The 26,217-nt window shown below is 69.1% G+C and carries 22 protein-coding genes and 1 pseudogene; 18 read left to right on the top strand and 5 right to left on the bottom strand.

The features are described 5' to 3' along the window. The 11 genes from PFX91_RS14930 (at position 1) to PFX91_RS14880 (ending at position 8,152) form a co-directional block, all read left to right on the top strand. Complete coding sequence (locus PFX91_RS14930) at positions 1 to 243, top strand: RNA-binding protein (protein WP_073704564.1); 243 nt, start codon at positions 1 to 3, stop codon at positions 241 to 243. Between the two features lie 102 nt (positions 244 to 345). Next, positions 346 to 858 (top strand): ribosome maturation factor RimM, encoded by a 513-nt coding sequence (gene rimM / locus PFX91_RS14925; protein WP_285732249.1) that lies wholly within the window; start codon positions 346 to 348, stop codon positions 856 to 858. 11 nt (positions 859 to 869) lie between these two features. After that, on the top strand, positions 870 to 1,634 hold the full coding sequence (trmD, locus tag PFX91_RS14920; protein WP_285732247.1) for a tRNA (guanosine(37)-N1)-methyltransferase TrmD: 765 nt from the start codon (positions 870 to 872) through the stop codon (positions 1,632 to 1,634). 184 nt (positions 1,635 to 1,818) lie between these two features. Beyond that, positions 1,819 to 2,178 (top strand): 50S ribosomal protein L19, encoded by a 360-nt coding sequence (gene rplS, locus PFX91_RS14915; protein ID WP_285732246.1) that lies wholly within the window; start codon positions 1,819 to 1,821, stop codon positions 2,176 to 2,178. 76 nt (positions 2,179 to 2,254) lie between these two features. Continuing rightward, positions 2,255 to 3,136, top strand: a complete 882-nt coding sequence (lepB, locus tag PFX91_RS14910) for a signal peptidase I (RefSeq protein WP_285732244.1) — start codon at positions 2,255 to 2,257, stop codon at positions 3,134 to 3,136. 267 nt (positions 3,137 to 3,403) lie between these two features. Beyond that, on the top strand, positions 3,404 to 3,733 hold the full coding sequence (locus tag PFX91_RS14905; RefSeq protein WP_285732243.1) for a DUF2469 domain-containing protein: 330 nt from the start codon (positions 3,404 to 3,406) through the stop codon (positions 3,731 to 3,733). A 91-nt stretch (positions 3,734 to 3,824) separates the two neighbouring features. Further along, positions 3,825 to 4,190, top strand: a complete 366-nt coding sequence (locus PFX91_RS14900) for a YraN family protein (protein WP_285732241.1) — start codon at positions 3,825 to 3,827, stop codon at positions 4,188 to 4,190. Next, entirely contained in the window at positions 4,190 to 5,710 is a 1,521-nt protein-coding gene (locus tag PFX91_RS14895; RefSeq protein ID WP_285732321.1) for a YifB family Mg chelatase-like AAA ATPase, read from the top strand. The genes PFX91_RS14900 and PFX91_RS14895 overlap by 1 nt, the downstream gene beginning before the upstream one ends. Positions 5,711 to 5,729: 19 nt before the next feature. After that, positions 5,730 to 6,893 carry a DNA-processing protein DprA gene (locus PFX91_RS14890; protein WP_285732239.1) on the top strand — a complete coding sequence of 388 codons (1,164 nt, stop codon included), beginning with the start codon at positions 5,730 to 5,732 and terminating at the stop codon, positions 6,891 to 6,893. A 30-nt stretch (positions 6,894 to 6,923) separates the two neighbouring features. Continuing rightward, positions 6,924 to 7,280, top strand: a complete 357-nt coding sequence (locus PFX91_RS14885) for a RidA family protein (protein WP_285732237.1) — start codon at positions 6,924 to 6,926, stop codon at positions 7,278 to 7,280. A 2-nt stretch (positions 7,281 to 7,282) separates the two neighbouring features. After that, positions 7,283 to 8,152, top strand: coding sequence for a tyrosine recombinase XerC (locus PFX91_RS14880; protein WP_285732236.1), 870 nt, complete (start codon positions 7,283 to 7,285; stop codon positions 8,150 to 8,152). 166 nt (positions 8,153 to 8,318) lie between these two features. On the opposite strand, the pseudogene PFX91_RS14875 reads toward PFX91_RS14880, so the two are convergent. Then, a pseudogene (locus tag PFX91_RS14875) lies at positions 8,319 to 8,666 on the bottom strand (peptidoglycan DD-metalloendopeptidase family protein); the annotation flags it as partial. Positions 8,667 to 8,920: 254 nt separating this feature from the next. Between PFX91_RS14875 and rpsB the strand changes: the two are divergent. The 6 genes from rpsB to PFX91_RS14845 all read left to right on the top strand — a co-directional run bounded on the left by rpsB (position 8,921) and on the right by PFX91_RS14845 (position 14,554). Next, positions 8,921 to 9,859 (top strand): 30S ribosomal protein S2, encoded by a 939-nt coding sequence (gene rpsB / locus PFX91_RS14870; RefSeq protein ID WP_285732234.1) that lies wholly within the window; start codon positions 8,921 to 8,923, stop codon positions 9,857 to 9,859. Between the two features lie 111 nt (positions 9,860 to 9,970). Next, positions 9,971 to 10,807 carry a translation elongation factor Ts gene (gene tsf, locus PFX91_RS14865; protein ID WP_285732232.1) on the top strand — a complete coding sequence of 279 codons (837 nt, stop codon included), beginning with the start codon at positions 9,971 to 9,973 and terminating at the stop codon, positions 10,805 to 10,807. A 180-nt stretch (positions 10,808 to 10,987) separates the two neighbouring features. Further along, positions 10,988 to 11,713, top strand: coding sequence for a UMP kinase (pyrH, locus tag PFX91_RS14860; protein ID WP_285732320.1), 726 nt, complete (start codon positions 10,988 to 10,990; stop codon positions 11,711 to 11,713). Between the two features lie 54 nt (positions 11,714 to 11,767). Then, positions 11,768 to 12,325: a ribosome recycling factor gene (gene frr, locus PFX91_RS14855; RefSeq protein ID WP_285732230.1), complete on the top strand. Its 558-nt coding sequence runs from the start codon at positions 11,768 to 11,770 to the stop codon at positions 12,323 to 12,325. 3 nt (positions 12,326 to 12,328) lie between these two features. Further along, entirely contained in the window at positions 12,329 to 13,264 is a 936-nt protein-coding gene (locus PFX91_RS14850; protein ID WP_285732228.1) for a phosphatidate cytidylyltransferase, read from the top strand. A 108-nt stretch (positions 13,265 to 13,372) separates the two neighbouring features. Continuing rightward, positions 13,373 to 14,554: a pyridoxal phosphate-dependent aminotransferase gene (locus PFX91_RS14845; RefSeq protein WP_285732226.1), complete on the top strand. Its 1,182-nt coding sequence runs from the start codon at positions 13,373 to 13,375 to the stop codon at positions 14,552 to 14,554. A 93-nt stretch (positions 14,555 to 14,647) separates the two neighbouring features. On the opposite strand, the gene glgB is transcribed toward PFX91_RS14845, so the two are convergent. The 4 genes from glgB to PFX91_RS14825 form a co-directional block, all read right to left on the bottom strand. Then, positions 14,648 to 17,182, bottom strand: a complete 2,535-nt coding sequence (gene glgB / locus PFX91_RS14840; protein ID WP_502888319.1) for a 1,4-alpha-glucan branching protein GlgB — start codon at positions 17,180 to 17,182, stop codon at positions 14,648 to 14,650. 216 nt (positions 17,183 to 17,398) lie between these two features. Beyond that, positions 17,399 to 18,790, bottom strand: a complete 1,392-nt coding sequence (locus tag PFX91_RS14835; RefSeq protein WP_285732224.1) for a maltokinase N-terminal cap-like domain-containing protein — start codon at positions 18,788 to 18,790, stop codon at positions 17,399 to 17,401. 1 nt (position 18,791) lies between these two features. Then, positions 18,792 to 20,840, bottom strand: a complete 2,049-nt coding sequence (gene treS, locus PFX91_RS14830) for a maltose alpha-D-glucosyltransferase (RefSeq protein ID WP_285732222.1) — start codon at positions 20,838 to 20,840, stop codon at positions 18,792 to 18,794. Positions 20,841 to 20,946: 106 nt separating this feature from the next. Beyond that, complete coding sequence (locus PFX91_RS14825) at positions 20,947 to 22,917, bottom strand: alpha-1,4-glucan--maltose-1-phosphate maltosyltransferase (RefSeq protein WP_285732220.1); 1,971 nt, start codon at positions 22,915 to 22,917, stop codon at positions 20,947 to 20,949. Positions 22,918 to 23,655: 738 nt separating this feature from the next. Between PFX91_RS14825 and PFX91_RS14820 the strand changes: the two genes are divergently transcribed. Next, positions 23,656 to 26,199, top strand: coding sequence for a transglycosylase domain-containing protein (locus PFX91_RS14820; protein WP_285732218.1), 2,544 nt, complete (start codon positions 23,656 to 23,658; stop codon positions 26,197 to 26,199). The last annotated feature ends 18 nt before the right edge of the window (positions 26,200 to 26,217 follow it).

Here is a 26,217-nt window from a genome sequence, read left to right as displayed (position 1 = left end):
GTGCTTGAAGAGGCGCTGGAGCACCTCGTGAAGGGGATCGTTGCGAACTCCGACGACGTCCAGGTCAGAGCCAAGAGGCTCCGCAAGGGCAAAGTCCTGGAGGTCAGGGTCCACCCCGACGACCTGGGCAAGGTGATCGGTCGCAACGGCCGCACGGCCAAGGCTCTGCGGACCGTCATCGGCTCCCTGGCCGGGGGCCGCTACGTCCGCGTGGACCTGCTGGACCTTCACGAAGTGCGCTGACGCGCCTCACGGGGGCGCCGACCGTTCGCGGGCGGCGCCCCCAGCCGTGCCCGAAGACGGCCCGGCTCCTCCCCGTGTACGGGTACAAGAACGGGAGTTCCCATGCGACTCGTTGTCGGCCGGATCGGTCGCGCCCACGGCATCCGTGGCGATGTCGCCGTCGACGTGCGCACGGACGACCCCGAGGCCCGGTTCGCCGACGGCTCCGTCCTGGAGACCGACTCCGCCGAGGTCGGCCCGCTGACGGTCACCTCCACCCGCCGCCACAGCGGGCGTCTGCTGGTGCGCTTCAAGGGTGTGGACGACCGCGACGCGGCCGAGGCCCTGCGCGGCACCGCCCTGTACGTGGACTCCGCGGACATCGCCCCCTTGGACGACCCGGACGAGTTCCACGACCACGAGCTCATCGGCCTGAGCGCGGTCACCACCGAGGGGGAGACGGTCGGCACGGTGGAGGACGTCCTCCACCACGCACAGGACCTGTTGGTGATCACCACGGACGGAGGCGGTGAGGTACTCGTGCCCTTCGTGGCCGCGCTGGTGCCCGAGGTCGACGTGGCCGGGGGCCGTATCGTCCTGGACCCGCCGGCCGGTCTGCTCGACCTCGCCGACTGAGGAAGCACACCGTGCGCATCGACATCATCAGCATCTTCCCCGACTACTTCGGTCCCCTGGAACTGTCCCTGATCGGGAAGGCCCGCGCGTCCGGCCTGCTCGACGTGCGGGTGCACGACCTGCGCACCTGGACCCACGACCGGCACAACACCGTGGACGACACCCCCTACGGCGGTGGCCCCGGCATGGTGATGAAGCCCGAACCATGGGGTGAGGCACTCGACGAGGTCGTGGCCGGCGGACCCGCCCGCCTGATCCTGCCCACCCCCAGCGGTCGTCCCTTCCGGCAGGCGGACGCCGAGCGGCTGGCCAAGGAGGAGTGGCTGGTCTTCGGGTGCGGCAGGTACGAGGGCATCGACTCCCGGGTCGCGGTCGACGCGGCCGGGCGGATGCCGGTCGAGGAGATCAGCATCGGCGACTACGTGCTCAACGGCGGGGAGTCCGCGACCCTGGTCATGGTGGAGGCGATCACCAGGCTGCTGCCGGGGGTGCTGGGCAACACCGAGTCCGTGGTGCAGGACTCCTTCGCCTCCGGCGGTATGGAGAACCTGGTGGAGGGGCCGGTCTACACCAAGCCCGCCACCTGGCGGGGCCAGGAGGTACCACCGGTACTGCTGTCGGGCAACCACGGGGCCGTGGACCGTTGGCGCCGTGACCAGGCCCTGCGCAAGACCGCGCGCAACCGCCCCGACCTGGTCGAGGCGCTGCCGGAGGAGGCCCTGGACCGGCGCGACCGGGAGATCCTGGCGGAGGAGACCGTTCGAGACGCCACCTGAGATGTGGCAGACTGTACGGGTTCCCCCTGGTGACCGGTGGCATCCGCATGCCGGCGGCACGACGTCGGCCTCTGTGACGGTCACCCGGGCGGTTCGCAAGTTCAGACCCATGTAGGTCCCTCGCCCGCGCACCCCTCCCCCGACGGGGACAGGACGCGGAGCGCTATCGATGAGGATTCGCCAGATGCACACCGCCATTCAGGAGCTGGAGAAGGCCCAGCTGCGTTCCGACGTCCCGGAGTTCCGTCCGGGTGACACCCTCAACGTCCACGTCCGTGTGACCGAGGGCAACCGTACCCGTGTCCAGGTGTTCAAGGGTGTGGTCATCCGACGCCAGGGTTCGGGCAGCCGCGAGACCTTCACCGTCCGCAAGGTGAGCTACGGCGTGGGCGTGGAGCGCACCTTCCCCATCCACACCCCGGCCATCGAGAAGTACGAGGTCGCCGCCCGCGGTCGTGTGCGCCGCGCCAAGCTGTACTACCTGCGCGACCTGCGGGGCAAGGCCTCCCGCATCCGCGAGCGCCGCGAGCCCGCGGCCAAGTAGGCGGCGCCGTCCGACGCGTCTTCCCACGGACCGAAACCCTGTGTGCCCGACGGGTTGCAGGATAGGCTTCGGCTCGATGAACAAAGACGATGAGGACCTCGGCTCGGACGGGGTTCAGGACGAGGATTCCGCCCGGTCGGGACCGAAGGAGCAGCACGGCTCCGCCACTGGCTCCCGGGAGCACGGCGTGCCCCCGGGAGCCAGTGGTGTCTCCGAAGCCGGTGACCAGGGATCGGAGGAGAAGGCGGCCACCAAGATGAGCAAGTCCCAGAGCAGCGAGAAGAAGGGGTCCTTCTGGAAGGAACTCCCCATCCTGATCGTGATCGCCTTAGTGTTGGCGTTCGTGATCAGGACCTGGCTGGTGCAGGCCTTCTACATCCCCTCCACCTCGATGGAGAACACGCTGCTGGTCGGGGACCGCGTCCTCGTCAACAAGGTCGTCTACCAGATCCGCGACATCGAGCGCGGCGAGGTGGTCGTCTTCAACGGCGACGGATCATGGGACGATCCGAACACGGTCTCGGTTCCCGAACCGACCAACCCGGTCTCGGGAGCCTTCACCTGGCTACAGCAGCAGTTGGGGGCGGCCCCCACGGGCAAGGAGTACATCAAGCGGGTGATCGGCCTGCCGGGCGACACCGTGGAGTGCTGTGACGAGCAGAACCGCGTCATGGTCAACGGGATCCCCCTGGAGGAGGACGACTACCTCTATCCCGGCAGTGTGGCCAGCCATACGGAGTTCGGACCGATCGAGGTGCCCGAGGGCCACCTGTGGCTGATGGGGGACCACCGGGCGATCTCCTCCGACTCACGGCTGAACCAGAACAACCCCGGCGGCGGGGCGGTGCCCATCGACCACGTGGTCGGCCGGGCGTTCGTGATCATCTGGCCGTTCGGCCAGGCCGGTTTCCTGAGCGCACCGGAGTCCCTCAAGGAACTGGACACCGCCGAGGGGTGAGGTGCTCGCTCCCCTCGGTGTCGTGGGCGAAGCGCTTCGGCGAGGGTACGGACAGGGTCCTGTCACGGGCCCCGTCCCCCCCGATCAGCCGAAGGAAATCCGCCCGACCGGGTACACGAGCCCCTTCTGTGACGCATGATGGAGCTGGATCGTATCGGCGTTCCTCGCCGCGGGACCACCGTGGGGGAACAACCCGCGCGGTGGCGGTGTCCAGTGGAAGGGGAGCGGCACACGCGACCGGAGAGTGCGACGAAAGCGAGCGCGTGCATGAGTTCTGAGGACCTGGAGAAGTACGAGGCCGAGATGGAGCTCCAGCTCTATCGCGAGTACCGGGACGTCGTCGGGCTGTTCAGTTACGTCGTGGAGACCGAACGACGCTTCTACCTGACCAACCATGTCGACCTCCAGCCGCGTTCGACCGAGAACGGGGAGATGTATTTCGAGGTCGTGATGGAGGACGCCTGGGTCTGGGACATGTACCGTCCGGCCAGATTCGTCCGCAACGTGCGCGTGGTGACGTTCAAGGACGTCAACGTCGAGGAGATCACGAAGGCCGACCTGGAGATGCCGCCCACCGACGGCGGTGACCGGGGCTGATCCCCGGCCCCGCGCGGTCGTCCACAGGAACGGCTCCGCTCTGGTGAAGTGAGCGTCGATCACCGACCGTTGTGACGGGAGGTGGTCGACCTTGGAGCGGTGGGCCCGATACCGAAGGAACCTGGGGGACCACGGCGAGGAACTCGCCGTGGTCTTCCTCCGCCGTGCGGGCATGCGGGTGATCGCACGTAACTGGCGTGTCCCGGCGGGAGAGATCGACATCGTGGCCAGGGACGGCCCCGTCCTGGTCGTCGCCGAGGTCAAGACCCGCACCGGCCTGCGGTACGGACATCCGGTGGAGGCGATCACCCCGGACAAACGTCGTCGCCTGCGTCTGCTCGGCCACGCCTGGGCCGTCCGACACCGGGTCCCCCCGTACCCCCTGCGGGTGGACGGTGTCTGCGTGCTGCTCAGCGGCGGGCGCGTGTTCGTCTCCCACGAACGGGGGCTGGCATGATGACGCTCGCCCGCACCCGCTGCATCACCCTGCTGGGAGTCCAGGGGCACGTCGTCGAGGTGGAGGTGCACCTGGGCGGCGGCGACCACGGGGTGACCCTGGTGGGGTTGCCCGACGCCGCACTGCGCGAGGCCCGGGACCGCATCCGCGCGGCCGTGGTCAACAGCGGCGAGGACTGGCCCAGCGGCCAGATCGTCATCAGCCTGTCCCCGGCCAGCCTGCCCAAGGCGGGCAGCCTGTTCGACCTGGCCATCGCGGGCGCGGTCCTGGCCTCGACGGGGGCGGTACCGGTGGACCGGTTGCGGGACACCGTGCTCATCGCCGAACTGGGTCTGGACGGACGGGCCCGGCCGGTGCGGGGGGTCCTCCCCGCGGTGGTGTCGGCGGCCGAGCAGGGCCACCGCGCCTTCGTCGTCTCCCGGGACAACGCCGCCGAGGCCCGACTCGTGCCCGACATCGAGGTCACGGCGGTGGGCAGCCTGGCGGAGCTGTGCGGATGGCTGCGCGGGGAGGAACTCCCACAGGACCCCGAGGAGTCCGTGCCCAGGCCACGGGAACCCCGCGACCGGGGCCCCGACTTGGCCGACGTGCTGGGACAGCCGGTCGCGCGCCGTGCGGTGGAGATCGCCGCGGCGGGGGGCCACAACCTCATGATGCTGGGGGCCCCGGGCACCGGCAAGAGCCTGTTGGCCGAACGGCTTCCCGGCGTGCTGCCCCGACTGCGTCCGGAGGAGGCGTTGGAGGCCACCGCCATCCACTCGGTGGCGGGCACCTTGCCCTCGGGTTCTCCCCTGGTCACCGTGCCGCCCTTCGCCGCGCCGCACCACACCTCCACCCGGGCCGCCATCATCGGCGGGGGCAGTGGTCACCCCGCTCCCGGTTGGGTCTCCAAGGCCCACCACGGCGTGCTGTTCGTCGACGAGGCGCCCCAGTTCGCACGTGGAGTACTCGATTCCCTGCGCGAGCCCCTGGAACGGGGCGAGGTGGTCCTGGCCCGGGCGGCGGCCACCGTCACCTTCCCGGCCCGCTTCCAGTTGGTGATGGCGGCCAACCCCTGCCCCTGTGCCAAACCCGGTCCGCTGTGCACCTGTCCGGCCGGGGAGCGGCAACGCTACCTCTCGCGACTGTCGGGTCCGCTGTTGGACCGGATCGACCTCAAGGTCGAACTGCCACCGGTGTCCAGGGCCGAGTTGCTCGCCGACCGTGCCTTCGCCGAGTCCTCGGAGGTGGTGGCCGCCCGGGTGGAGAGGGCCCGAGCCCGTGCCACCGAGCGGCTGGCGCACACACCTTGGAGGACCAACGCGGCCGTCCCGGGGGCGTTGTTGCGCAGGGAGTTTCCGGTGGAGCCCGCCGCGCTGAGGGTGCTCGGCCGGGCCATGGACCTGGGGCAGATCAGCGCCCGGGGAGTGGACAGGGCACTGAGGGTGGCGTGGACCCTGGCCGACCTCGGCGACCGGGAACGCCCCGGTGAGGAGGAGACGGCCTATGCCTTCGCGCTGTGGTCGGGACGAACGTGGTGACCGGACGAGAGGGGTCGCGATGACGGCAAGGGACACGGAGGCGGAGGCCGACGCCAGGGCACGGGCCTGTCTGACGGCGGTGACGCCGCCGGGGGACCTGTGGCTGGGGGCGATGCTCGCCGAACACGGAGCCGCACGGGTCTGGGCGGAACTGGTGGCGGGAGCGGCTCCGCCGCACGTGACGGGGGAGGAGGAACCCGGGCCCGACGCACGGGCGCGCCTGCGGCGACGCTGGGACCGGTGGAGCGCGGGCGCGGCACGCGTGGACCCCGACGCCCTCCTCGCCGACTCCGCCGAGGCCGGGGTCCGCTTCGTCGCGCCGGGGGACCCCGAGTGGCCGGGGCGGCTGGAACAGCTGGACCTTCCGGGCGGACGTCGTTCGCACGGGCTGTGGGTGCGGGGCAGGGGCGACCTGCGCAATCTGTGCCTGCGCTCGGTGGCCGTGGTGGGGGCGCGCGCGGCCACCTCCTACGGTGAGCACGTGGCCTCGGAGATGGCCTACGGGCTCGCCGAACGGGCCGTCGTGGTGGTCTCGGGCGGGGCCTACGGTATCGACGGGGCCGCGCATCGGGCCGCCAACGCCGTGGGGAGCACGGTGGTGGTCCTGGCCTGCGGACTCGACGTGGACTATCCCCGTGGACACGCGGGCCTCTTCGCCGCCGTCGCCCGCACCGGCGTGTTGGTGAGCGAACGGCCGGTGGGCGTCGCCCCGCGTGCCCCCGACTTCCTCATCCGCAACCGGCTCATCGCCGCCCTCACCCCCGGCACGGTGGTCGTGGAGGCGGGGCGGCGCAGCGGCGCGCTCAACACCGCCTCGCACGCCGCCGAGCTGAACCGGGTGCTGATGGCGGTTCCCGGTCCGGTGACCTCGGCGATGTCGGTGGGCTGCCACCTGCTGCTCCGCGACTGGCAGGCGGGGTGCGTCACCTGCGCGGACGACGTCGTCGCCCAGGTCGCCCCCTTGGACGAGCGGTCACCGTCGTCCGGACCGTTGAGGGTGCGCGCCGATCTGGACCGGGACAGTGCCCGGGTCCTGGAGGCGGTGTCCTCGGTGGGGAGGGGACCGGCGGTGATCGCCGACTCCAGCGGCCTCCCCTTGGACGCGGCCATGCGCATCCTGGGGCTGCTGGCGGCCGCCGGTCTGGTGGAGCGCTGTGCCACGGGTTGGCGGCGGCCACGGTAGAGCGATCCCGGCCTGGGTACGGTGTCGCGTATGGCACAACCCTACAGTGACGCCCTGGTGGCGGACGGTCCCTTGCTGTTCGTCTCCGGACAGACCCCGGAAGGGCCCGAGGGAGAGGTCGTCGGAGATATCGCGGGACAGACCCGTCAGATCTTCGCCAACATGGAGGAGGTCCTGGCCCACCACGGCGCCGACCTCGGCCACCTGGTGAAGCTCACCTACTACCTGCGCCATATCTCGGACCTGGACGAGTTCCACTCGGCGCTGCTGGACTGCCTGCCGGGAACGCACCGTCCCGCCGCGTCGGTGGTGGAGGTGAGCGCCCTGGTCGACCCGGCCCATCTCGTGGAGATCGACGGGATCGCCTGCCTGCCGTCGGGGGGATAGACGTGCTGGAGCGTTTCTCCGCGTACCTGTCGGGCGAGTTGGGGCGCTCGCCCCACACGGTGCGCGGCTACCTGGCCGACGCGCGTTCGCTGTGGGCCCATCTGGAGGCCCGAGGGTACGGGCCGGGCGACATCGACCTGCCGCTGATCCGGAGCTGGCTGTCGAGGGCCCGGGAGAAGGGCGCGAGCCGTGCCACGGTGGCCCGGCGCGTGGCCTCGGTACGCGCCCTCACGCGCTTTTTGCACCGCGAGGGCGTGCTCGCCGTCGATCCCGGGCCCCTCCTGGCGAGCCCGTCCCAGCAGCGCTCCCTGCCCACGGTGCTCGACGAGGGGCAGGCGGCCGAGGCGCTCTCGCGTGCGCCGGCCCAGACCCCGACGGATCTGCGTCGTCACGCGGTGGTGGAGTTGCTCTACGCCACCGGTGTGCGTGTGGCCGAACTGTGCGCCCTGGACCTGTCCGACGTGGACCGCGAGCGGCGGACCGTGAGGGTTCTGGGCAAGGGAGCCAAGGAGCGTACGGTCCCCGTGGGCGAGCCCGCTTTGGACGCCTTGGACGACTGGATCGTCGCGGGCCGTCCGGCGATGGCCGGTGTCCACAGCGGCACGGCGCTGTTCCTCGGGGCCCGGGGCGGTCGCCTGGACGTGCGTCGGGCGCGTGAGGACGTGCACGCCCACCTGCGGGCCGCCGGGGTCGACGGCGCACCGCACGACCTGCGGCACAGCGCCGCCACTCATCTGCTCAACGGCGGGGCCGACCTGCGCAGCGTGCAGGAGTTCCTGGGCCACGCCAGCCCGCGCAGCACACAGATCTACACGCACGTGTCCGTGGAGCGTCTGCGTGACACCTACCGTCGGGCCCATCCCCGCGCCTGACCGGCCCCGGGCGGGTCGGGGCTCGGCCGGCCCCCGTGGGGTGAGGCCGGGGTGTCGTGGACGGGAGGGGCAGCAGTCGGACGTCACCGAGACCGAGGAGAGCGAGGGGGTCGAGGTGGGCGTCACCGCGGAGCAGCCCCCAGTGCAGGCACGGGCGGTCGCGACAGTGGACGGGCTCGGTGGCGAGCGTGCCCAGGGGGTCCCCCGCGGCGACCCGGTCGCCGCGGACCAGATCGGACTCCACCGGCAGGTAGGTGGTGCGCAGCTCACCGTGGGCGACGCTCACCACCGGTGTGCCCGCCACGGTGCCCGAGAAGTGGACCCTCCCGTTCCCGGCCGCGTGGACCTGTTGCCCCGGCTCCGCGTCCAGGTCCACGCCCAGATGACCGGGCAGCCACCGCTGTTCGGGGGGAGCGAAGGGGCGGAGGACCTCGGGCGGTTCCACCGGCCAGCGCCAGACGGGCACCGCGGGGTATAGGAGGGACAGGGCCAGGAGGAGACTCAGGAGGGGCATGTCCTTCAGGGTCCGTGCGGTGGGAGGGGATCGCCAGGGGGAGGATGAACCTGTGGAAAGCCGTCGCACGTCCCATCGGAGGATAGAATCATCCGTGGCTCTTCGGGGCCACCACAATACGCACGTCCACGAGCCTCCCCAGTGAGGGGCCGTGTCGGCGGTCCGTACCCTGCGAGGTGCGGCGGCACGGCCGGGGCGTCAGGCACAACCGAAGGCGGGAGACCCCCTCCCGCCACCGCAAGGAGGACCAGGTCATGGCCACAGTCGTGACGATCCGCCAGCTCCTGGAGAGCGGCGTCCACTTCGGGCACCAGACCCGACGCTGGAACCCCAAGATGAAGCGCTTCATCTTCACCGAGCGCAACGGCATCTACATCATCGACCTCCAGAAGTCGCTGGCCTACATCGACCGGGCCTACGAGTTCGTCAAGCAGACGGTGGCCCACGGCGGCACCATCCTGTTCGTCGGCACCAAGAAGCAGGCGCAGGAGGCCATCGACGAGCAGGCCCGCCGCGTCGGCATGCCCTACGTCAACCAGCGCTGGCTGGGCGGCATGCTCACCAACTTCTCCACCGTTCACAAGCGGTTGCAGCGCCTCAAGGAACTGGAGGAGATCGACTTCGACGACGTCGCCGGTTCCTCGCTCACCAAGAAGGAGCTCCTGAACCTGCGCCGTGAGAAGGACAAGCTGGAGCGCACCCTCGGTGGTATCCGCGACATGTCCCGCGTGCCCAGCGCCGTGTGGATCGTGGACACCAAGAAGGAGCACATCGCGATCAGCGAGGCCCGCAAGCTGAACATCCCGGTCGTGGCCATCCTGGACACCAACTGTGACCCGGATGAGGTCGACTACCCGATCCCGGGCAACGACGACGCCATCCGCAGTGTCAGCCTGCTCACCCGCGTGGTCGCCGACGCCGTCGCCGACGGCCTCATGGCCCGTTCCGGCGCCACCGAGGGCGCGGGCGAGCAGAGGGCCGCCGAGGAGCCCCTGCCCGAGTGGGAGCGCGAGCTCCTGGAGGGCAAGGCCGAGACCACCGAGGCCGAGGCCGGCGAGGCCGCCGCCGAGCAGGCTCCGGCCGAGACCGCCACCGTCGCTCCGGCCTCCGAGGTCGCCGCCGAGGCTCCGTCCGAGGCCAGTGCCGAGGAGGCTCCCGTGGACGCTGCGGTCAAGGCTCCCGAGACCGAGTAGTACCGGGCCCTGGCGCACCGCCGTCGCCCCGCCCGTGGGGAGGGGCGACGGCAGGGTGCCCGACCGGATCCGCTCCACTTTCCGTACAGAATCTTCAAAGGGAACCCGAGAATGGCGAACTTCACCGCCGCGGACGTCAAGAAGCTGCGAGACATGACCGGCGCGGGCATGATGGCCTGCAAGAAGGCCCTGACCGAGGCCGAGGGCGACTTCGACAAGGCCGTCGAGGCCCTGCGCGTCAAGGGAGCCAAGGACGTCGGCAAGCGTGCCGAGCGCACCGCCGCCCAGGGCATGGTCGTCCTCAAGCGGGAATCCGAGGGTAAGGCCACCCTCGTGGAGCTCAACTGCGAGACCGACTTCGTCGCCAAGAACGAGCAGTTCATCGAGCTCGCCGGCCAGGTCGCCGACTTCGTCTCCGCCCAGGACAGCGACGACCTCGCCACCGTCGCCGCCGCCGAGATCGAGCCGGGGACGAGCCTTCAGGCCTTCATCGAGGGCAAGAGCGCCGTCATCGGAGAGAAGCTGGAGTTCCGCCGCTTCGCCAGGTTCGAGGGCGCCTACGTGGCCAGCTACCTGCACAAGTCCGACCCCGACCTGCCTCCGACCACGGGTGTGCTGGTCGAGCTGGACAAGGCCGACGAGCAGGTCGGTCGTGACCTGGCCCAGCAGGTCGCCGCGCTGGCTCCGCAGTACGTCGACAAGGACGACGTCCCCGCCGAGGTCGTGGAGAACGAGCGTCGCATCGCCGAACAGACCACCCGTGAGGAGGGCAAGCCCGAGCAGGCCATCCCCAAGATCGTGGAGGGTCGCCTCAGCGGCTTCTACAAGGAAGTGACGCTGCTCGGGCAGCCGTTCGTCAAGGAGAACAAGAAGACGGTCCAGAAGGTCGTCGACGAGGCGGGCGTGACCGTCAAGCGCTTCGTCCGCTTCAGGGTCGGTCAGGCCTGAGGGCTTTGAGATGATGGAGGTGCCGGGGAGAACGTTCCCCGGCACCTTCGGTGGATATGGGCGGGTTCGGGACGTACGTCAGCCCGGCCCGCGGCAGGAGCACTCGGGGGACCCTGTGCCACTCGGGGACGACAAGGGAGGCTACAGGCCGTGAACGAAGTGACGAGCACCGAACCCGCCATGCACGACACCGGTTGGAAGCGTGTCATGCTCAAACTCTCCGGAGAGGCCTTCGCCGGTGGGGGAGGACTCGGGATCGATCCCGAGGTCGTCCAGTACGTGGCCGAGTCCATCGCCGAGGCGGTCTCCGAGGGGATCCAGGTCGCCGTGGTCGTCGGCGGCGGCAACATGTTCCGCGGCGCCCAGCTCACCGAGGGCGGTATCGAGCGGGGCCGCGCCGACTACATGGGCATGCTCGGTACCGTCATCAACTGCCTGGCGCTACAGGACTTCCTGGAGCGGCTCGGTGTGGACACCCGCGTGCAGACGGCCATCCACATGAGCCAGGTGGCCGAGGCCTACATCCCGCGTCGCGCCGTTCGGCACCTGGAGAAGGGCCGCGTGGTCATCTTCGGCGCCGGGCTGGGCGCACCGTTCTTCTCCACCGACACCACCGCGGCCCAGCGCGCCCTGGAGATCGGCGCACAGGCCGTCCTCAAGGGCACGCAGGTCGACGGGGTCTATGACTCCGATCCCCAGCGCAACCCCGGCGCGGTCAAGTTCGACAAGCTCAACTACAACGAGGTCCTCACCCGGGGCCTCAAGGTCATGGACGCCACCGCGGTCAGCCTGTGCATGGACAACGGGCTGCCCATCGTCGTGTTCGACCTGATGAGCCAGGGAAACATTCTGCGCGCGGTGCGTGGTGAGAAGATCGGCACCATCGTCGGGCCGACCCCCGCCTGAGACGGCCCCGCGACCACAGTAAGAACCACGACAGTCCGAACCGGGAGCGCCCACATGATCGAAGAGACACTCCTCGAGGCCGAGGAGAAGATGGAAAAGGCGGTGGTCGTCGCGAAGGAGGACTTCGCCGCGATCCGTACCGGCCGTCCCACGCCCGCGACCTTCAACAAGATCACGGTCGACTACTACGGCGCCCAGACGCCGATCAATCAGCTGGCCTCCTTCTCGGTTCCCGAACCGCGCATGGTGGTCATCTCGCCGTTCGACATCAATTCCCGCACCAGCATCATCAACGCCATCCGCAACAGCGACCTGGGCGTGAACCCTTCCGATGACGGTCAGGTCATCCGCGTCGTCTTCCCGGAGTTGTCCGAGGAGCGCCGCAAGGAGTACGTCAAGGTCGCCCGGACCAAGGCCGAGGACGGCAAGATCTCGATCCGCAACGTCCGACGTCACGCCAGGGACGCCTTCGACAAGGCCACGAAGGCTGGGGAGATCGGTGAGGACGAGGCGCACCGGGCCCAGGGCGAACTGGACGAACTGTCCCAGAAGTATGTCGGGACCATCGACGAGCTGCTGAAGCACAAGGAAACGGAACTGCTCGAGGTGTAGTCGGTGACCCTTCCTTCCTCCAGCGGCTCGGGAGGCGATGACCACTCGCCCGAGCACAGATCCGGCCAGGGGCCGTCCGAGGGCTCCGAACCGTCCGGTCAGCGCTTCGTGCTGCACAAGCCGGGAGGCGAGCCGGTGCGGACCGGCCGTAACCTCCCGGTGGCCATCGCCAGTGGGTGCGTCCTCGGCGCCCTGGTGTACTTCTCCATCTTTCCCTGGCCTCAACTGTTCACGATCATCACCTCCTTGGCGGTGCTGATCGGGTTGCGGGAGGTGAACCGGGCCTTCGCCGGAAAGGGCATGGGCCTGGCCGTCCTGCCGCTGGCGGTCGGAGGGGTGGCCATGCAGGTGGCCGCCTACTTCGGTGGGACCGAGTGGCTGGTGGGAGCAACCGCGCTGACCGCGATATTCGCCTTGGTGTGGCGGCTGCGCGGTGGCACGGAAGGGTTCGTGGCCGATGTCGCGGCGAACCTGTTCACGCTGGTCTACCTGCCGTTCCTGTTGGGAACGTGGTTGTTGCTCATCTCCCACCCGGAGGACGGGCAGTACCGTCTCGTGACCTTCATCGTGGTGACGATCTCCAGCGATATCGGCGGTTACTTCGCCGGGATCCTGCTGGGTCGACACAAGATGGCGCCGGTGATCAGCCCGAACAAGACCTGGGAGGGCTTCGGCGGTTCCGTGGTGGGCTGCTCGGTGGCCGGTGCCCTGTGCGTGACGCTGATGTTGGACGGGCCGTGGTGGGTCGGCGTGGTCCTCGGTCTGGCGGTCGTGCTCGCCGCCACCGCCGGAGACCTCATCGAGTCGCTGTTCAAGCGCGATCTCGGCGTCAAGGACATGGGCCGGTTCATGCCGGGGCACGGTGGGCTGATGGACCGCATGGACTCGCTGCTGATCGCCGGTCCGGTGGTGTGGATCGTGCTCAGCCTCCTGTTGTAGTGGACGGCCGGTGTGGAGGGGGCGGGTCCGTGTCGGACCCGCCCCCTCGGTGTCGGTGGGTCACGCGCGGGGATGGCCGGGCGGTGGGCGGACGGATACGCTCGACGGGTGGAAGAACCGCTGATCGAACGAATGCGTGTGTACGGTGAAACGATCTTCGCCGAGATGACGCGGCTGGCCGTGGAGACGGGTTCCGTCAACCTGGGGCAGGGCTTTCCCGATACCGACGGCCCGCGCTCCCTTCTGGAGGCGGCCTCCGGACACATCCTGAAAGGTGTGAACCAGTACCCGCCCGGTCCTGGGCGCCCCGAGTTGCGGGAGGCGGTGAGCAGGTACCGGGCCCGCCACTACGGCATCGAGTTGGACCCTGAGACCGAGGTCTACATCACCGTGGGCGCCACGGCCGGGATCGCGGCGTCGATGCTCGCCCTGCTGGAGCGTGGCGACGAGGTCATCGTCTTCGAGCCGATGTACGACTCCTACGCCGCCATGATCACCCTGGCGGGTGGGGTGCGCAGATCGGTCACCCTGCGCCCGGAACCGGAAACGGGACGTTTCACCTTCGACCGGGGGGAGTTGCGCGCGGCCGTGGGCCCGCGTACCAGGATGATCCTGGTGAACTCACCGCACAACCCCACGGGGACCGTCTTCACCGCGGAGGAGTTGGAGGAGATCGCCGAGGTCTGCCGCGAGCACGACCTGATCGCCTTCACCGACGAGGTGTACGAGTTCCTCGCCTTCGACGGAAGGCCGCACGTGCCCCTGGCGAGCCTGCCCGGCATGCGCGAACGCACGGTCTCGGTGTCGTCGGTGGGCAAGATGTTCGCCGTGACCGGGTGGAAGACCGGTTGGGTGATGGGACCCGAGTCCCTGGTCAACGCGGTACGGACGGTCAACCAGTTCCTGACCTTCTCGGCCAACGGCGCGTTGCAGCTCGCGGCCGCCGAGGCCATCGATCGGCAGTGGGACTGGATCGTGGCCCAGCGCCAAGCTCTCCAAGGCAAGCGTGATCGTCTGGCGGAGGGGCTGGCCGGCACCGGTTTCGACGTGAACGTGTGCGAGGGCACCTACTTCCTCATGGCCGACATCCGTCCGTTGGGGTACACGGACGGGGTGGAGGTGGCCCGCGCGCTTCCGAAGGAGGCCGGTGTGGCGGCGGTGCCCGCGCAGGTGTTCTACGACCATGAGGAGGAGGGCGCCCACCTGCTCCGGTTCGCGTTCTGCAAGAGGGACGAGGTGCTGGACGAGGCGGTCTCGCGCCTCACGGGTTGGCACGGACGCGGGGTCTGAGAGCCCGATGCTTCGAGTCCGTTCCCCCGCGTGAGCGTGAGGGGCCGGTGGGGTGCGGCGCCGAAGGGGCTCGGCCCTTCGGCGCCGCGCTCACTACCGCTCGGGTTCGAGCCAGACCGCGCCCAGCGGCGGCAGCGTGATCTCCGCGGAGAACGGCCGGCCGTGCCAGGGCGTGGCCTCGGCGTCCACGTGTGCGGGAGCGGGATACTCCGAACCGCCGAAGCGCGCCTCGTCGGTGTTGAGCAGTGAGTTCCACCGCCCCTCGCGCGGTAGGCCGATCCGCCAGTTCGCGCGCGGGACCGGTGAGAAGTTCACCGCGCAGGCCAGTACGGAGCCGTCGTCGCCATGACGCAGGTAGGACAGGGTGTTGCCCTCGTGGTCGCCGCCCTCCAACCAGTCGAAGCCCGCCGGGGCGGTGTCGAGCGACCACAGAGCGGCCCGCGGCCGGTAGATCTCGTTGAGCTCCTTCACCAGGCGCTGCACACCCGCGTGATGGTCGAACTGCAACAACCACCACGGCACACCCTCACGGTGCGACCATTCGTCGCCCTGCGCGATCTCCCCGCCCATGAACAACAGCTGCTTGCCCGGGTGGGACCACATGAACGCCAGGAGCGCGCGCAGGGTCGCCGACCGCTGCCACTCGTCCCCGGGGGGCTTGTTGAACAGCGAGCGCTTGCCGTGCACGACCTCGTCGTGGGACAGGGGCAGCACGTAGTTCTCGCTGTAGGCGTACACCATCGAGAAGGTGATGTCGTTGTGGTGGTGCTGCCGGTGGACGGGGTCCTTCTTGACGTACTCCAGGGTGTCGTGCATCCACCCCATGTTCCACTTGAACCCGAAGCCGAGTCCGCCGTGGTCGACCGGGGCGGTCACACCCGTATAGGCGGTGGACTCCTCGGCGATCATCGCCACGTGCGGGTTGCGCCGGTAGACGGTGGTGTTGAGCTCCTTGAGGAAGTCGATGGCCTCCAGATTCTCCCTGCCGCCGAAGACGTTGGGCTCCCAGCCGCCGGAGTCGCGGGAGTAGTCGAGATAGATCATCGAGGCCACCGCGTCGACCCGCAGGCCGTCGATGTGGAACTCCTCCAGCCAGTACAGGGCGTTGGCGATGAGGAAGTTGCGCACCTCGGTGCGCCCGTAGTTGAAGATGAGCGTTCCCCAGTCCGGGTGTTCGCTCCGTCGCGGGTCGGGGTGCTCGTACAGCGCGCTTCCGTCGAAGCGCGCCAAGGCCCATTCGTCCTTGGGAAAGTGCGCGGGGACCCAGTCCAGGAACACGCCGACGCCCGCTCGGTGCAGACAGTCCACCAGGTGCCGGAACTCGTCCGGAGAACCGAAGCGGGGGGTCGGGGCGTAGTACGACGTCACCTGGTAGCCCCAGGACCCGTCATAGGGGTGTCCCGCCACGGGCAGGAACTCCACGTGTGTGAACCCCATGTCGGTCACGTACGCGACCAGTTGGTCGGCCAGTTCCCTGTACCCCAGGCCGGGCCGCCAGGAGCCCAGGTGTACCTCGTACACGCTCATGGGCGCACGGTGCTGCTCCACTCCCTTGCGTTCGGCCATCCACTCCTGGTCGCCCCAGGTGTAGGAGGAGGTGGTGACGACCGAGGCGGTCGCGGGCGGGACCTGCGTGCACCGCGCCATCGGGTCGGCCTTGTCCCTCCAGTGCCCGTCCGAGCCCAGGACCTGGAACTTGTACAGGTCTCCGTCGCCCACTCCGGGTACGAAGAGCTCCCACACACCCGTGGCGCCCATGCTCCGCATCGGGTGGCCCACGCCGTTCCAGTAGTTGAAGTCCCCGATCAACCGCACTCCGCGCGCGTCGGGGGCCCAGACGGAGAACCCGGTGCCGGTCACCTCGCCCATCGCGGTGTCCTCGACGCGGGTGTGCGCCCCCAAGGCGTTCCACAGCTCCTCGTGGCGTCCCTCGCCGATCAGGTGCAGGTCCAACTCCCCCAGGGTGGGCGCGAACCGGTAGGGGTCCGCGGTCACGTGCTCGAGGCCGTCGGCCTCGTAGCGGGCGGCGATCCGGTAGTCGGCTGCGGCCCCCAGCCTGCTCTTGGCCACCTTGGCGCCGAACACGCCCCGGTGCAGGTGGTCCAGGCGCAGTCTCGAACCGTCGGCCAGGAGCGCGTGCACCTCCACGGCTCCCGGCCGTAGGGCGCGTAGCACGGTGCCCCGGCCCTCGGGGTGCACGCCCAGAAGGGAGTGCGGGTCATGGTGGTGGCCGTCCACCAGACGGTCCAGCGCGGCGATCAGTTCGGGATCGACCGGTGTCCTCTTCCTGGCCGTGGACGTGCCGCCGGGGGCGGTCCTTCCCGCTTTGGACCGATTCGTAGTGGTCTTCCGTGCGGTTCCGGACCTTCCCCCGGTGGTCGTCTTCTGCGCCGAGGTGGTCCCGGCGGACGCCGTGGTCCTTCTCGTGGTGGTCTTCTTCGTGGGTGCCCCGGACTTTCCGGTGCTCGTGGACGGGGCCCCGGTCACGGCTCCCGTCTTCGTGACCGGGATCTCCTCCACGACGGGTGTGGTGCCGTTCGCCGTGGAAGCGGCCTTGGTCGTCGGTTTCTTCGGATCGGCCTTGGCGGCGTCGGCGGGCGGGCGCTGTTCGCTGCGCGGCGAGCTCAATACGGACTCCGTTGTACTCGTGCGGACGGATCGGGGGGTGGTGGGCGGCCGGCATCCGTACGGGATGTGGCCGCCGGTCGGGTGGTGTGGTCTTCGGGGCTCCGCTTCGCCGTGGGTTCGGGCGCCTCGGTGCGGGAGCCCTCGCTGTCCATGGCGGGCCGACTCGTTCCTCGCGGACCCGCCCGTGGCACCTCCAGAGCTCCGCCGGTGCCCGAGCTAACCGGGGACGGGCGGCGCCGCGGCCGCTGTGGCGATGGACTCCAGCGGGACGCGTAGCCAGTTCGGCCGGTTCCTGGCCTCGTACAGCACCTCGTAGACGGCCTTGTCGAACTCGAACGCCCGTAGCACCACCAGGTGCTTCTCGGGGTCGGCTCCGCCTCCGTCGGCGTACCCCTGACAGAAGGCCTCCCGGTTGTGACGGGCCCAGGCCCGGGCCGCCCACTCCAGGGCGGGGTCGCCCGGGTTGGTGACCAGCAGGTATCCGGCCGCGTAGTCGAAGGAACGCAGCATCCCCGCCACGTCCCGCAACGGGCTGGACAGGCGCTGGCGGTCACGCACCGGCACGGTGGGTTCGCCCTCGAAGTCGAGCACCACCCACTCGGAGCCGTGCCGGATGACCTGCCCCAGGTGGTAGTCGCCGTGGATGCGCTGTATCGGCAGCGGCTCGTCCACCTCGGAGAAGTCGGCGTAGGCCTCCATCACCAGGGGCGCGTGCTCGGCCAGCTCGGGCACCTCGGCGCTGGCCATGGCCAGGCGCTCGACCATGGCGTCGGCCATCTCGGCCGTCCCCGCGGGTGTGAGCACGTCCGTGGGCAGCGTGCGGGCCAGTGTCTGGTGCACCTCGGCGGTGGTGCGGCCGAGCTGCTTGGCCTCCGTGGTGAACGCGGTCTCGCGCCCGCCTCCGGTCTGCTCCAACAACGCGCGTACGTTGGCGGTGGCGAGGACCCATCCGTCGGTGGCCTGAGGGATGTAGGTCTGGAGCATGGCCAGGGTCGTCGGCGTGGAGTGCCCGACCAGGTCGGCCTCTATCCATCCGCACGGTCGTGCCACGTACGGAGATCCGGACAGGGCCATGTTCAGCTCCAGGTCCGGGTTGGTCCCGGGCCAGAGTCTGCGGAAGGTCTTGAGGACGTAGTCCTCTCCGTAGACGAGCGAGGTGTTGGACTGTTCGCCGGTGAGCAGCCGCCCCGTCGACCCGGTGCGGACCCGACGGCCGGGCAGGGTACGGAAACGTACCCTGCCCGAGGGCTCGGCCCCGGTGGGGGCGGCGAACCGCTCCAGCAGCATTCCGGTCAGTTGCGCGTCATGGGCCGCGTCGTAGATCACCCTCGGTCTGCCGCCCGAGATCTGACACACGCCGATGGCGACGCTCGCCAGCTCCGGTGGCAGGGAGCGCGGCGGGCGCGAACCCAGCAGCAGCTGGTAGCGGGAGCTGCGTCCGCGCTGTCCCGCCTGGAGGACGAGGACGCTCAGGTCCGGACCCTCGGGGCGGGCCGAGACCAGCGTGTGCCTGCTCTCCACCCGGATCTGGCGGATGGGGATTCCCTTGCCGGAGAACCAGCGCTGTCGGGGCAGCCAGACGGCCAGGAGTTCTTCGAGTTGGGACATGTCAGAAGAACCTGTTCCCCTTCTCGTGGCCACCCCGGTCCGCGCACTCGGCCATCGGGACCGAGGAGCGCGAGACGTGTTCGCGTGTCGTGGCAACGGGTCCGGGTGCGCTCGCGTCGCACAGGGGGGCGCCACCGACCAGGGCGTCGGCCCCCACCTCCACCGGACGTTCCTCCCCGTGCGGTCGACGCGCTCCCGGGCCCTCCTCGGAGGCGTCGAAGGAGGTGTGCACGCGGACCCCGGCCGCGGGCAGACCGTAGGACGGTGTGCTGTCCCGGTCCGCGTCCGCGTGCTCGGGAACGGCGGCCGTGGGCAGCTGGAACCAGTAGAAGCCGTGACCGGGCAGGGTGAGCAGGTACGGCAGTTCACCGATCTCGGGGAAACGCACGCCTCCCACGCACTCCACCGGATTGACCCCCGCGTACCTGGACAGGTCCAGTTCCACGGGCTGCGGGTACTTCGACAGGTTGTTGACGCAGAGCATGCGGTCGTCACCGTACTCACGGATGAACGCCAGCACGCTGGGGTTGGAGGCGTTGAGCTCGGTGAACGCCCCCGTACCGAACACGGGGTGACGCTTGCGGATCTGGATCAGACGCCGTGTCCAGTTGAGCAGTGAGCCGGGGTTGTCGCGCTGGGACTCGACGTTGAGCGCCTGGTAGCCGTAGACGGGGTCCATGATCAGCGGCAGGTACAGCCGGGCGGGGTCCGCCTTGGAGAATCCGGCGTTGCGGTCCGAACTCCACTGCATGGGCGTGCGTACGGCGTCGCGGTCGCCCAGCCAGATGTTGTCGCCCATGCCGATCTCGTCGCCGTAGTAGAGCACCGGAGAGCCGGGAAGCGACAACAACAGTGCCGTGAACAGTTCGATCTGGTTGCGGTCGTTCTCCAGCAGGGGCGCGAGCCGCCTACGGATCCCCACGTTGGCGCGCATACGGGGTTCCTTGGCGTACTCGGCGTACATGTAGTCGCGCTCCTCGTCGGTGACCATCTCCAAGGTCAGCTCGTCGTGGTTGCGCAGGAAGATCGCCCATTGACAGTTGCGCGGGATCGGCGGTGTCTGGGCGAGGATCTCCGAGATCGGGAAACGCAGTCCCTGCCGTACCGCCATGAACATGCGTGGCATCAGCGGGAAGTGGAAGTTCATGTGGCACTCGTCGCCGCCGGACTCGAAGTCCCCGAAGTAGTCGACGACGTCGGAGGGCCACTGGTTGGCCTCGCTCAGCAGTACGCGGTCGGGGTAGAGCCGGTCCACCTCGGCGCGTACGCGCTTGAGGAACTCGTGCGTCTCCTTGAGGTTCTCGCAGTTGGTGCCCTCACGCTCGTACAGGTAGGGCACGGCGTCGAGACGGAAACCGTCGATCCCCAGGTCCAGCCAGTAGCGCAGGACCTCCAGGATCGCCTCCTGGACCGCGGGGTTCTCGTAGTTGAGGTCGGGCTGGTGGGAGAAGAACCGGTGCCAGTAGTACTGCCCCCGGACCTCGTCGTAGGTCCAGTTGGAGGTCTCGGTGTCGACGAAGATGATGCGCGCCTCTCCGTAGCGCTCGTCGGTGTCCGACCACACGTAGAAGTCGCCGTAGGGACCGTCGGGGTCCTCCCGCGAGGCCTTGAACCACGGGTGCTGGTCGCTGGTGTGGTTCATGACCAGATCGGTGATGACGCGGATTCCGCGTCGATGCGCCTCGTCCAAGAGCTCCACGAAGTCGGCGGTGTGCCCGAACTCCGGAAGGATCTTGAAGTAGTCCGAGATGTCGTATCCGCCGTCGCGCAGAGGGGATTGGTACATCGGCAGCAGCCAGATGCAGTCGATCCCGAGCCACTGGAGATAGTCCAGTTTCTGCACCAGTCCGGCGAGATCGCCGGTGCCGTCGCCGTTGGAGTCGTAGAAGCCTCGGGCGAGTACCTCGTAGAAGACGGCGTGTTTGTACCAGTAGGGATCACTGGTGCCACCGGAGGACATGAGAGGGCCGGTGGCGGCCCCGGTGGCCGGGGTGAGCGGACCGTGTTCAGCGGAACCGTTTCCGCCGGGGCCGGGCTCGTCTTTGCTCATCTACTGCTCCCCACCAAAATGTTCGACGTCGGATCAACGGGCGTTCGGGACATGGCGGGAGCACCGCCGGGTCGAACCGGCGGGCTCCGGACCTGTTCCGGGGCTGCTATCTGCCGCTGACGGTGAACACGTGTGCGGGACCGGTCGCGGGGTCGAGACGGACGTAGTTGTCCGCGCCCCAGGTGTAGGAACGGCCGGTCAGCTCGTCGGTCACCTTGAACTCCTCCTTCCGTGTGAGGCCGATGGACGGCAGATCCAGGTGCACCGTGGCCTCGCGGGCGTGGTGCGGGTCGAGGTTGACGACGGCGATGACCACGTCGTCGGGGTCTGTGGGGCCGGCGCCGGGCCGGTGCTTGGAGAAGCAGAGGAGCTCGGGCCGGTCCACGTGGTGGAAGCGCAGATTGCGCAGCTCCTGGAGCGCCGGGTGCTCGCGGCGCAGTCGGTTGAGCAGCGTGATGAGTCCGGTGAGGCTCTCTCCCGAGGCCTCGGCCGCGGCCCAGTCACGTGGCCGGTACTGGTACTTCTCCGAGTGCAGGTACTCCTCGCTGCCCGGTGCGGCGGGGGTGTTCTCGCACAGTTCGAATCCGGAGTAGATGCCCCAGGTGGGAGAGAGCAGCGCCGCCAGGACCGCGCGTACCGCGAAGGCGGGCCTGCCTCCGTTCTGGAGGTAGGCGTGCAGGATGTCGGGGGTGTTGGCGAAGAAGTTGGGGCGTAGGTAGTGGGCGGTCTCCCGACTCAGTTCGGTGAGGTAGTCGGTCAACTCCTCCTTGCCGTTGCGCCAGGTGAAGTAGGTGTAGGACTGGTGGAAGCCGATCTTGGCCAGGGTGCGCATCATCGCGGGGCGAGTGAAGGCCTCGGCCAGGAAGAGCACGTCCGGGTGCCGGCGGGCGACGTCCGCGAGCAGTCGCTCCCAGAAGACGACGGGTTTGGTGTGCGGGTTGTCGACGCGGAAGATGCTCACTCCGTGGTCGATCCAGTGCTCGACCACCCGCAGGATCTGTGCGTACAGCCCCTCGAAGTCGTTGTCGAAGTCGAGGGGGTAGATGTCCTGGTACTTCTTCGGCGGGTTCTCGGCGTAGGCGATGGAGCCGTCGGCCCGGGTGGTGAACCATTCGGGGTGCTCGGTGACCCACGGGTGGTCGGGTGAGCATTGCAGAGCCAGGTCCAGGGCGATCTCCAGGCCGTGCTCGCGCGCCTCGGCCACGAAGGCGTCGAAGTCCTCGATCGTGCCGAGGTCGGGGTGCACGGCGTCGTGACCTCCCTCGGCGGAGCCGATGGCCCACACCGATCCGGGCTCGCCGGGGCCGGCGGTCAGGGCGTTGTCGGCCCCCTTGCGGTGGGTGGTGCCCACCGGGTGGATGGGCGGCAGATAGACCACGTCGAAGCCCATGTCGGCGATGGCGGGCAGGCGCTTGGCCGCGGTGGCGAAGGTGCCCGAGATCTCGTGGCCGGGTGCCGTGTCGACCTGCGCGCCCTCCGATCGCGGGAAGAACTCGTACCAGGAGCCGAACAGGGCACGTTCGCGGTGCACGACCACGCTGGTGCGCTGGGACCTGGTGACCAGTTCGCGGAGGGGTGCCCGCTCCATCTCGGCGAGGACCTCGGGCGTGAGCGCCGCGGCCAGGCGCCGCGTCGGGCTGAGGGAGGTGTCGCGCAGGGTTTTGGCGGCCACGGTCAACACGGGCTTGCGGGGAACGCGGCGCGCGGCCCGGGCGAGCAGTCGGGCGCCCTCCTCCAGGACCAGGGCGGTGTCCTGGTCCAGCGGGACCTTGACCTGTGCGGTGTGGTGCCAGGTGAGGAAGGGGTCGGTCCACGACTCGACGGCGAACGACCACTTCCCCTCGGCCGGAAGACTGATCTCGGCCTCGTAGCGGTCGGTACCGGGAGAGTGTTCGCGCATGGGGACGAGGCGCTCGCGGCGTCCCTTGGGGGAGTAGACGACGACGCCCGCGGCGAGGGAGTCGTGTCCCTCGCGGATCACCGTCGCGCCCACGGTAAAGCGTTCTCCGGGAACGGCTTTGACCGGGCCGAGATCGTTGTCGGGAGTGATGTCGAGGATGGGCAGGCGTCCGATCACTGGCTACACCGTAATTGTCGTGGTTCGGGCGTTTTGGAGGAGTTCTGATTTTCGGCAGGCGAAAATAAGCAGAACTTGATGGAGGGCAAGGTGGAGTTAACGAAGCGTCCGGAACCGAAGCTGCCCGGATTGCGTCTTCGATGTCATCCACGGTCTATCGTCAGCCCTCTTGTGGGGTTTGGCGGAGTAGCCGGGCCGAATAATTTCTGTGATCCTCGCCACACCGGATGTCCAGGTGAAGAGCTGGTATTTGGCGGGTTCCTCCCGGACAAACCACCACAAAGCGGCCATAGAGTTGCAGCTGATGCAGGCGTCTCTGTGGTTGATTTGCGGCGACTTCTGGGGAAATGCCGAAAAACTCAGTGGTCACGTTGCGTCGCGCGGCGGGGTGGGTAGGGATGAACGAATGCGCCTCTGAGACCCGCGGGCCTATTCCGGACACCCCGGTGTGGCCGAAAGCCATCCGAAGAAGACCTTCCGCCGGGTTCGATTCTCCATGAGGGAATGGTTCTTCATGATTCCCCTGTGCCCTGCCGTTGTATATCTTGTCGTGCGTCTGTTTTGTGCCATTGGGGAAATATATTCACCCTGGGATGCTTTGCTGTGGATTGGTGAAGCTTTTCAGTGACACGCCCGGTTCTTGGGCTGCCTCTTCGCGGTGGGTCTGGGAGCGTGGTCGATGGACAGCTCTGTCCGCGCGATCCGCGGGCGGAGCGGGACACGGTCGTAGGGGGCGACGTGACGGAGTCGAACAAGCGCCCGCCGAACGGGCGGCACGAGATGCCGCGCGGGAGGGGAGAACGCGCCGCATCCTCGCTTCGGCGGTTGCGGGGCGCGATCCCCGAGCAGTGGCTCACGGTTCTGCGCGAGAGACTCTCCCGGCCGACGCCGGAGAGAACCCGCAAGGACACGGCCCGACGTCTGGCGGGGACCAGTGCGGTGGCCGGACTGCTGACGGCGGCGATGGTGCTGCCGTGGGCGGGGGCCCTGGGACTGGCGGCCAAGGACTCGGCGGCGGCCTTCATGGCCCTGCCCAGCGACCTGGACGTCCAGCCCTTGTCGGAGAGGATCCTGCTCACCGACGTGGACGGCGAGCCGATCGCCGAGGTCGCCGAGAGCGAGCGCGACGTGGTTCCCCTGGACGAGATCAGCCCCTGGGTGCCCGCGGCGCTCATGGCGATCGAGGACGACCGCTTCTACGAGCACTCCGGTCTGGACCTGCGCGGTCTGTTCCGTGCCGCGGTGCGCACCGCGTTGGGGGACACCCAGGGCGGCTCGACCATCACCCAGCAGTACGTGAAGAACCTCCTCATCGAGCAGGCCGACGACGAGGAGGACGTGGAGAGCGCCAGCGCGCAGACCCTGGCGCGCAAGATCCAGGAGCTGCGCTACGCCATCGAGGTCGAGGAGCGGTTCACCAAGGACGAGATCATGGCGGGCTACCTGAACCTCGCCTACTTCGGACAGGGAGCGCACGGGATAGAGATCGCCTCGCGGCGGTACTTCTCCGTTCCCGCCTCCGAACTGGACCCCGCACAGGCCGCCACGATCGTGGGGCTGGTGCGCGCGCCCTCGTACTACGACCCGCTCACCAACCCCGAGGCCGCCCGCGAACGGCGTGACGTGGTGCTGGACCGGATGGCGGCCACCGGACACCTGCGGGAGCAGGAGGCGGAGGAGTACAAGGCGACGGACCTGGCGGTGGACGCGACCCCACGCGGGGGCAGCTGCTACCACAGCGAGAACCCGTCCTTTTGCGACTACGTCATGCGGTGGCTGCGTGGGTCCGAGGAACTCGCCGATACCCAGGAAGAGCGCGACCGGATCATCGAGCAGGGCGGCATCACCGTGCGCACCACGCTGGACGGCGACATGCAGGCCGCCTCGAAGGAGGCGATCGAGAGGTTCGTCCCGGCGGACGAGTCCACCAAGTTCGCCGCCCAGGTGATCGTGGAACCGGGCAGCGGCCGGGTCCGCGCGATGGCCCAGAACATGGGCTACGGCTTCGACGACGAGCCGGGCACCACGTCCATCAACCTGTCCGTGGACCAGGCCGACGGCGGCTCCTCCGGATTCCAGGCCGGATCGACGTTCAAACCGTTCACTCTGGCGGCGGCCCTGGACTCCGGACTCAAGTACAGCACCAGCTTCTCCTCGCCCAAGACCGTGTCGGTCAAGGGGATGCGCAACTGCGAGGGCGGCACGATGGCCTCGTGGGACGTGCGCAACGCCGGCGAGAGCGACGGTGGCAGCCACGACATGGTCAGCGGGACCAAACAGTCGGTGAACACCTACTTCGCCCAGTTGCAAAAGCGCGTCGGCCTGTGTGAGACCGCGGAGATGGCCGAACGGCTGGGGGTCCACCGCGCCGACGGCCAGGAGATGGGCGTGTGGAACTCCTTCACCCTGGGGGACCAGGAGGTGTCCCCGTTGACCCTGGCGAGCGCCTACGCCACCTTCGCCGCCCGGGGCACCCGTTGCGAGCCGGTTCCGGTGGCCTCCATCCGGACGGAGGGCGAGGGAGCCGAGGAGATCGAGGTGGACACCGACTGTGAGAAGGAGGCGATCGACTCCGAGGTCGCCGACGGTGTCAACCACCTGCTTCAGCAGACCTTCGAGGGGGGCACCGCCGACGGCCTGGACATCGGACGCCCGGCGGCGGGCAAGACCGGTACGACCGACAGCGCCGCCTACGCGTGGTTCGCGGGATACACGCCCAATCTGGCCTCGACCGTGGTGGTCGGGGACATCCGCGGTGGCGAGGAGAACCCGCTTCAGGGCGTGACCATCGGCGAGCGGTACTACGGGATCGTCTACGGTGCCACCCTGCCCGGACCGATCTGGCAGGCCTCCATGCGCGAGGCCGTCGCGGGGCTCCCGGAGGAGAAGTTCGCCCCCTCACCGAAGGCCTATGGCAGTCCGTCCGGTAAATCCTCCGGTTCGGGTTCCGGAGACGGCGGTGGCGGCACCGGCGGTGGCGGTACCGGTGGTGGTGGAGGAACCGACACGGGCGGTGGCACCGGTGGTGGAGACACCGGTACCGGAGGCGGTACCGACACCGGTGGCACAGGCGGTGGTACCGGTGGTGGGGGCACCGGCGGTGGCGGTGAGGGAACCGGTGACGGTGGCGGTACCGGTGACGGTGGTGCCGGCGAGGACGGTGCCGGCGGTGGTGGTGACACCGGCGGTGGCGGTGGCGGTGACACCGGCGGTGGTGGATCCGACACCGGTGATGGCGGTACCGGTGGAGAGACCGGTGAGGGTGGCGAAGGAGGGACCTGACGAGACCGTGGAGAGCCC

Origin of the sequence: Nocardiopsis sp. ATB16-24 (assembly GCF_030271535.1) — a bacterium.
GTDB lineage: Bacteria > Actinomycetota > Actinomycetes > Streptosporangiales > Streptosporangiaceae > Nocardiopsis.
Note: the sequence above shows the minus strand (reverse complement) of the source record. Positions and strands in the feature narration are given on the sequence as shown.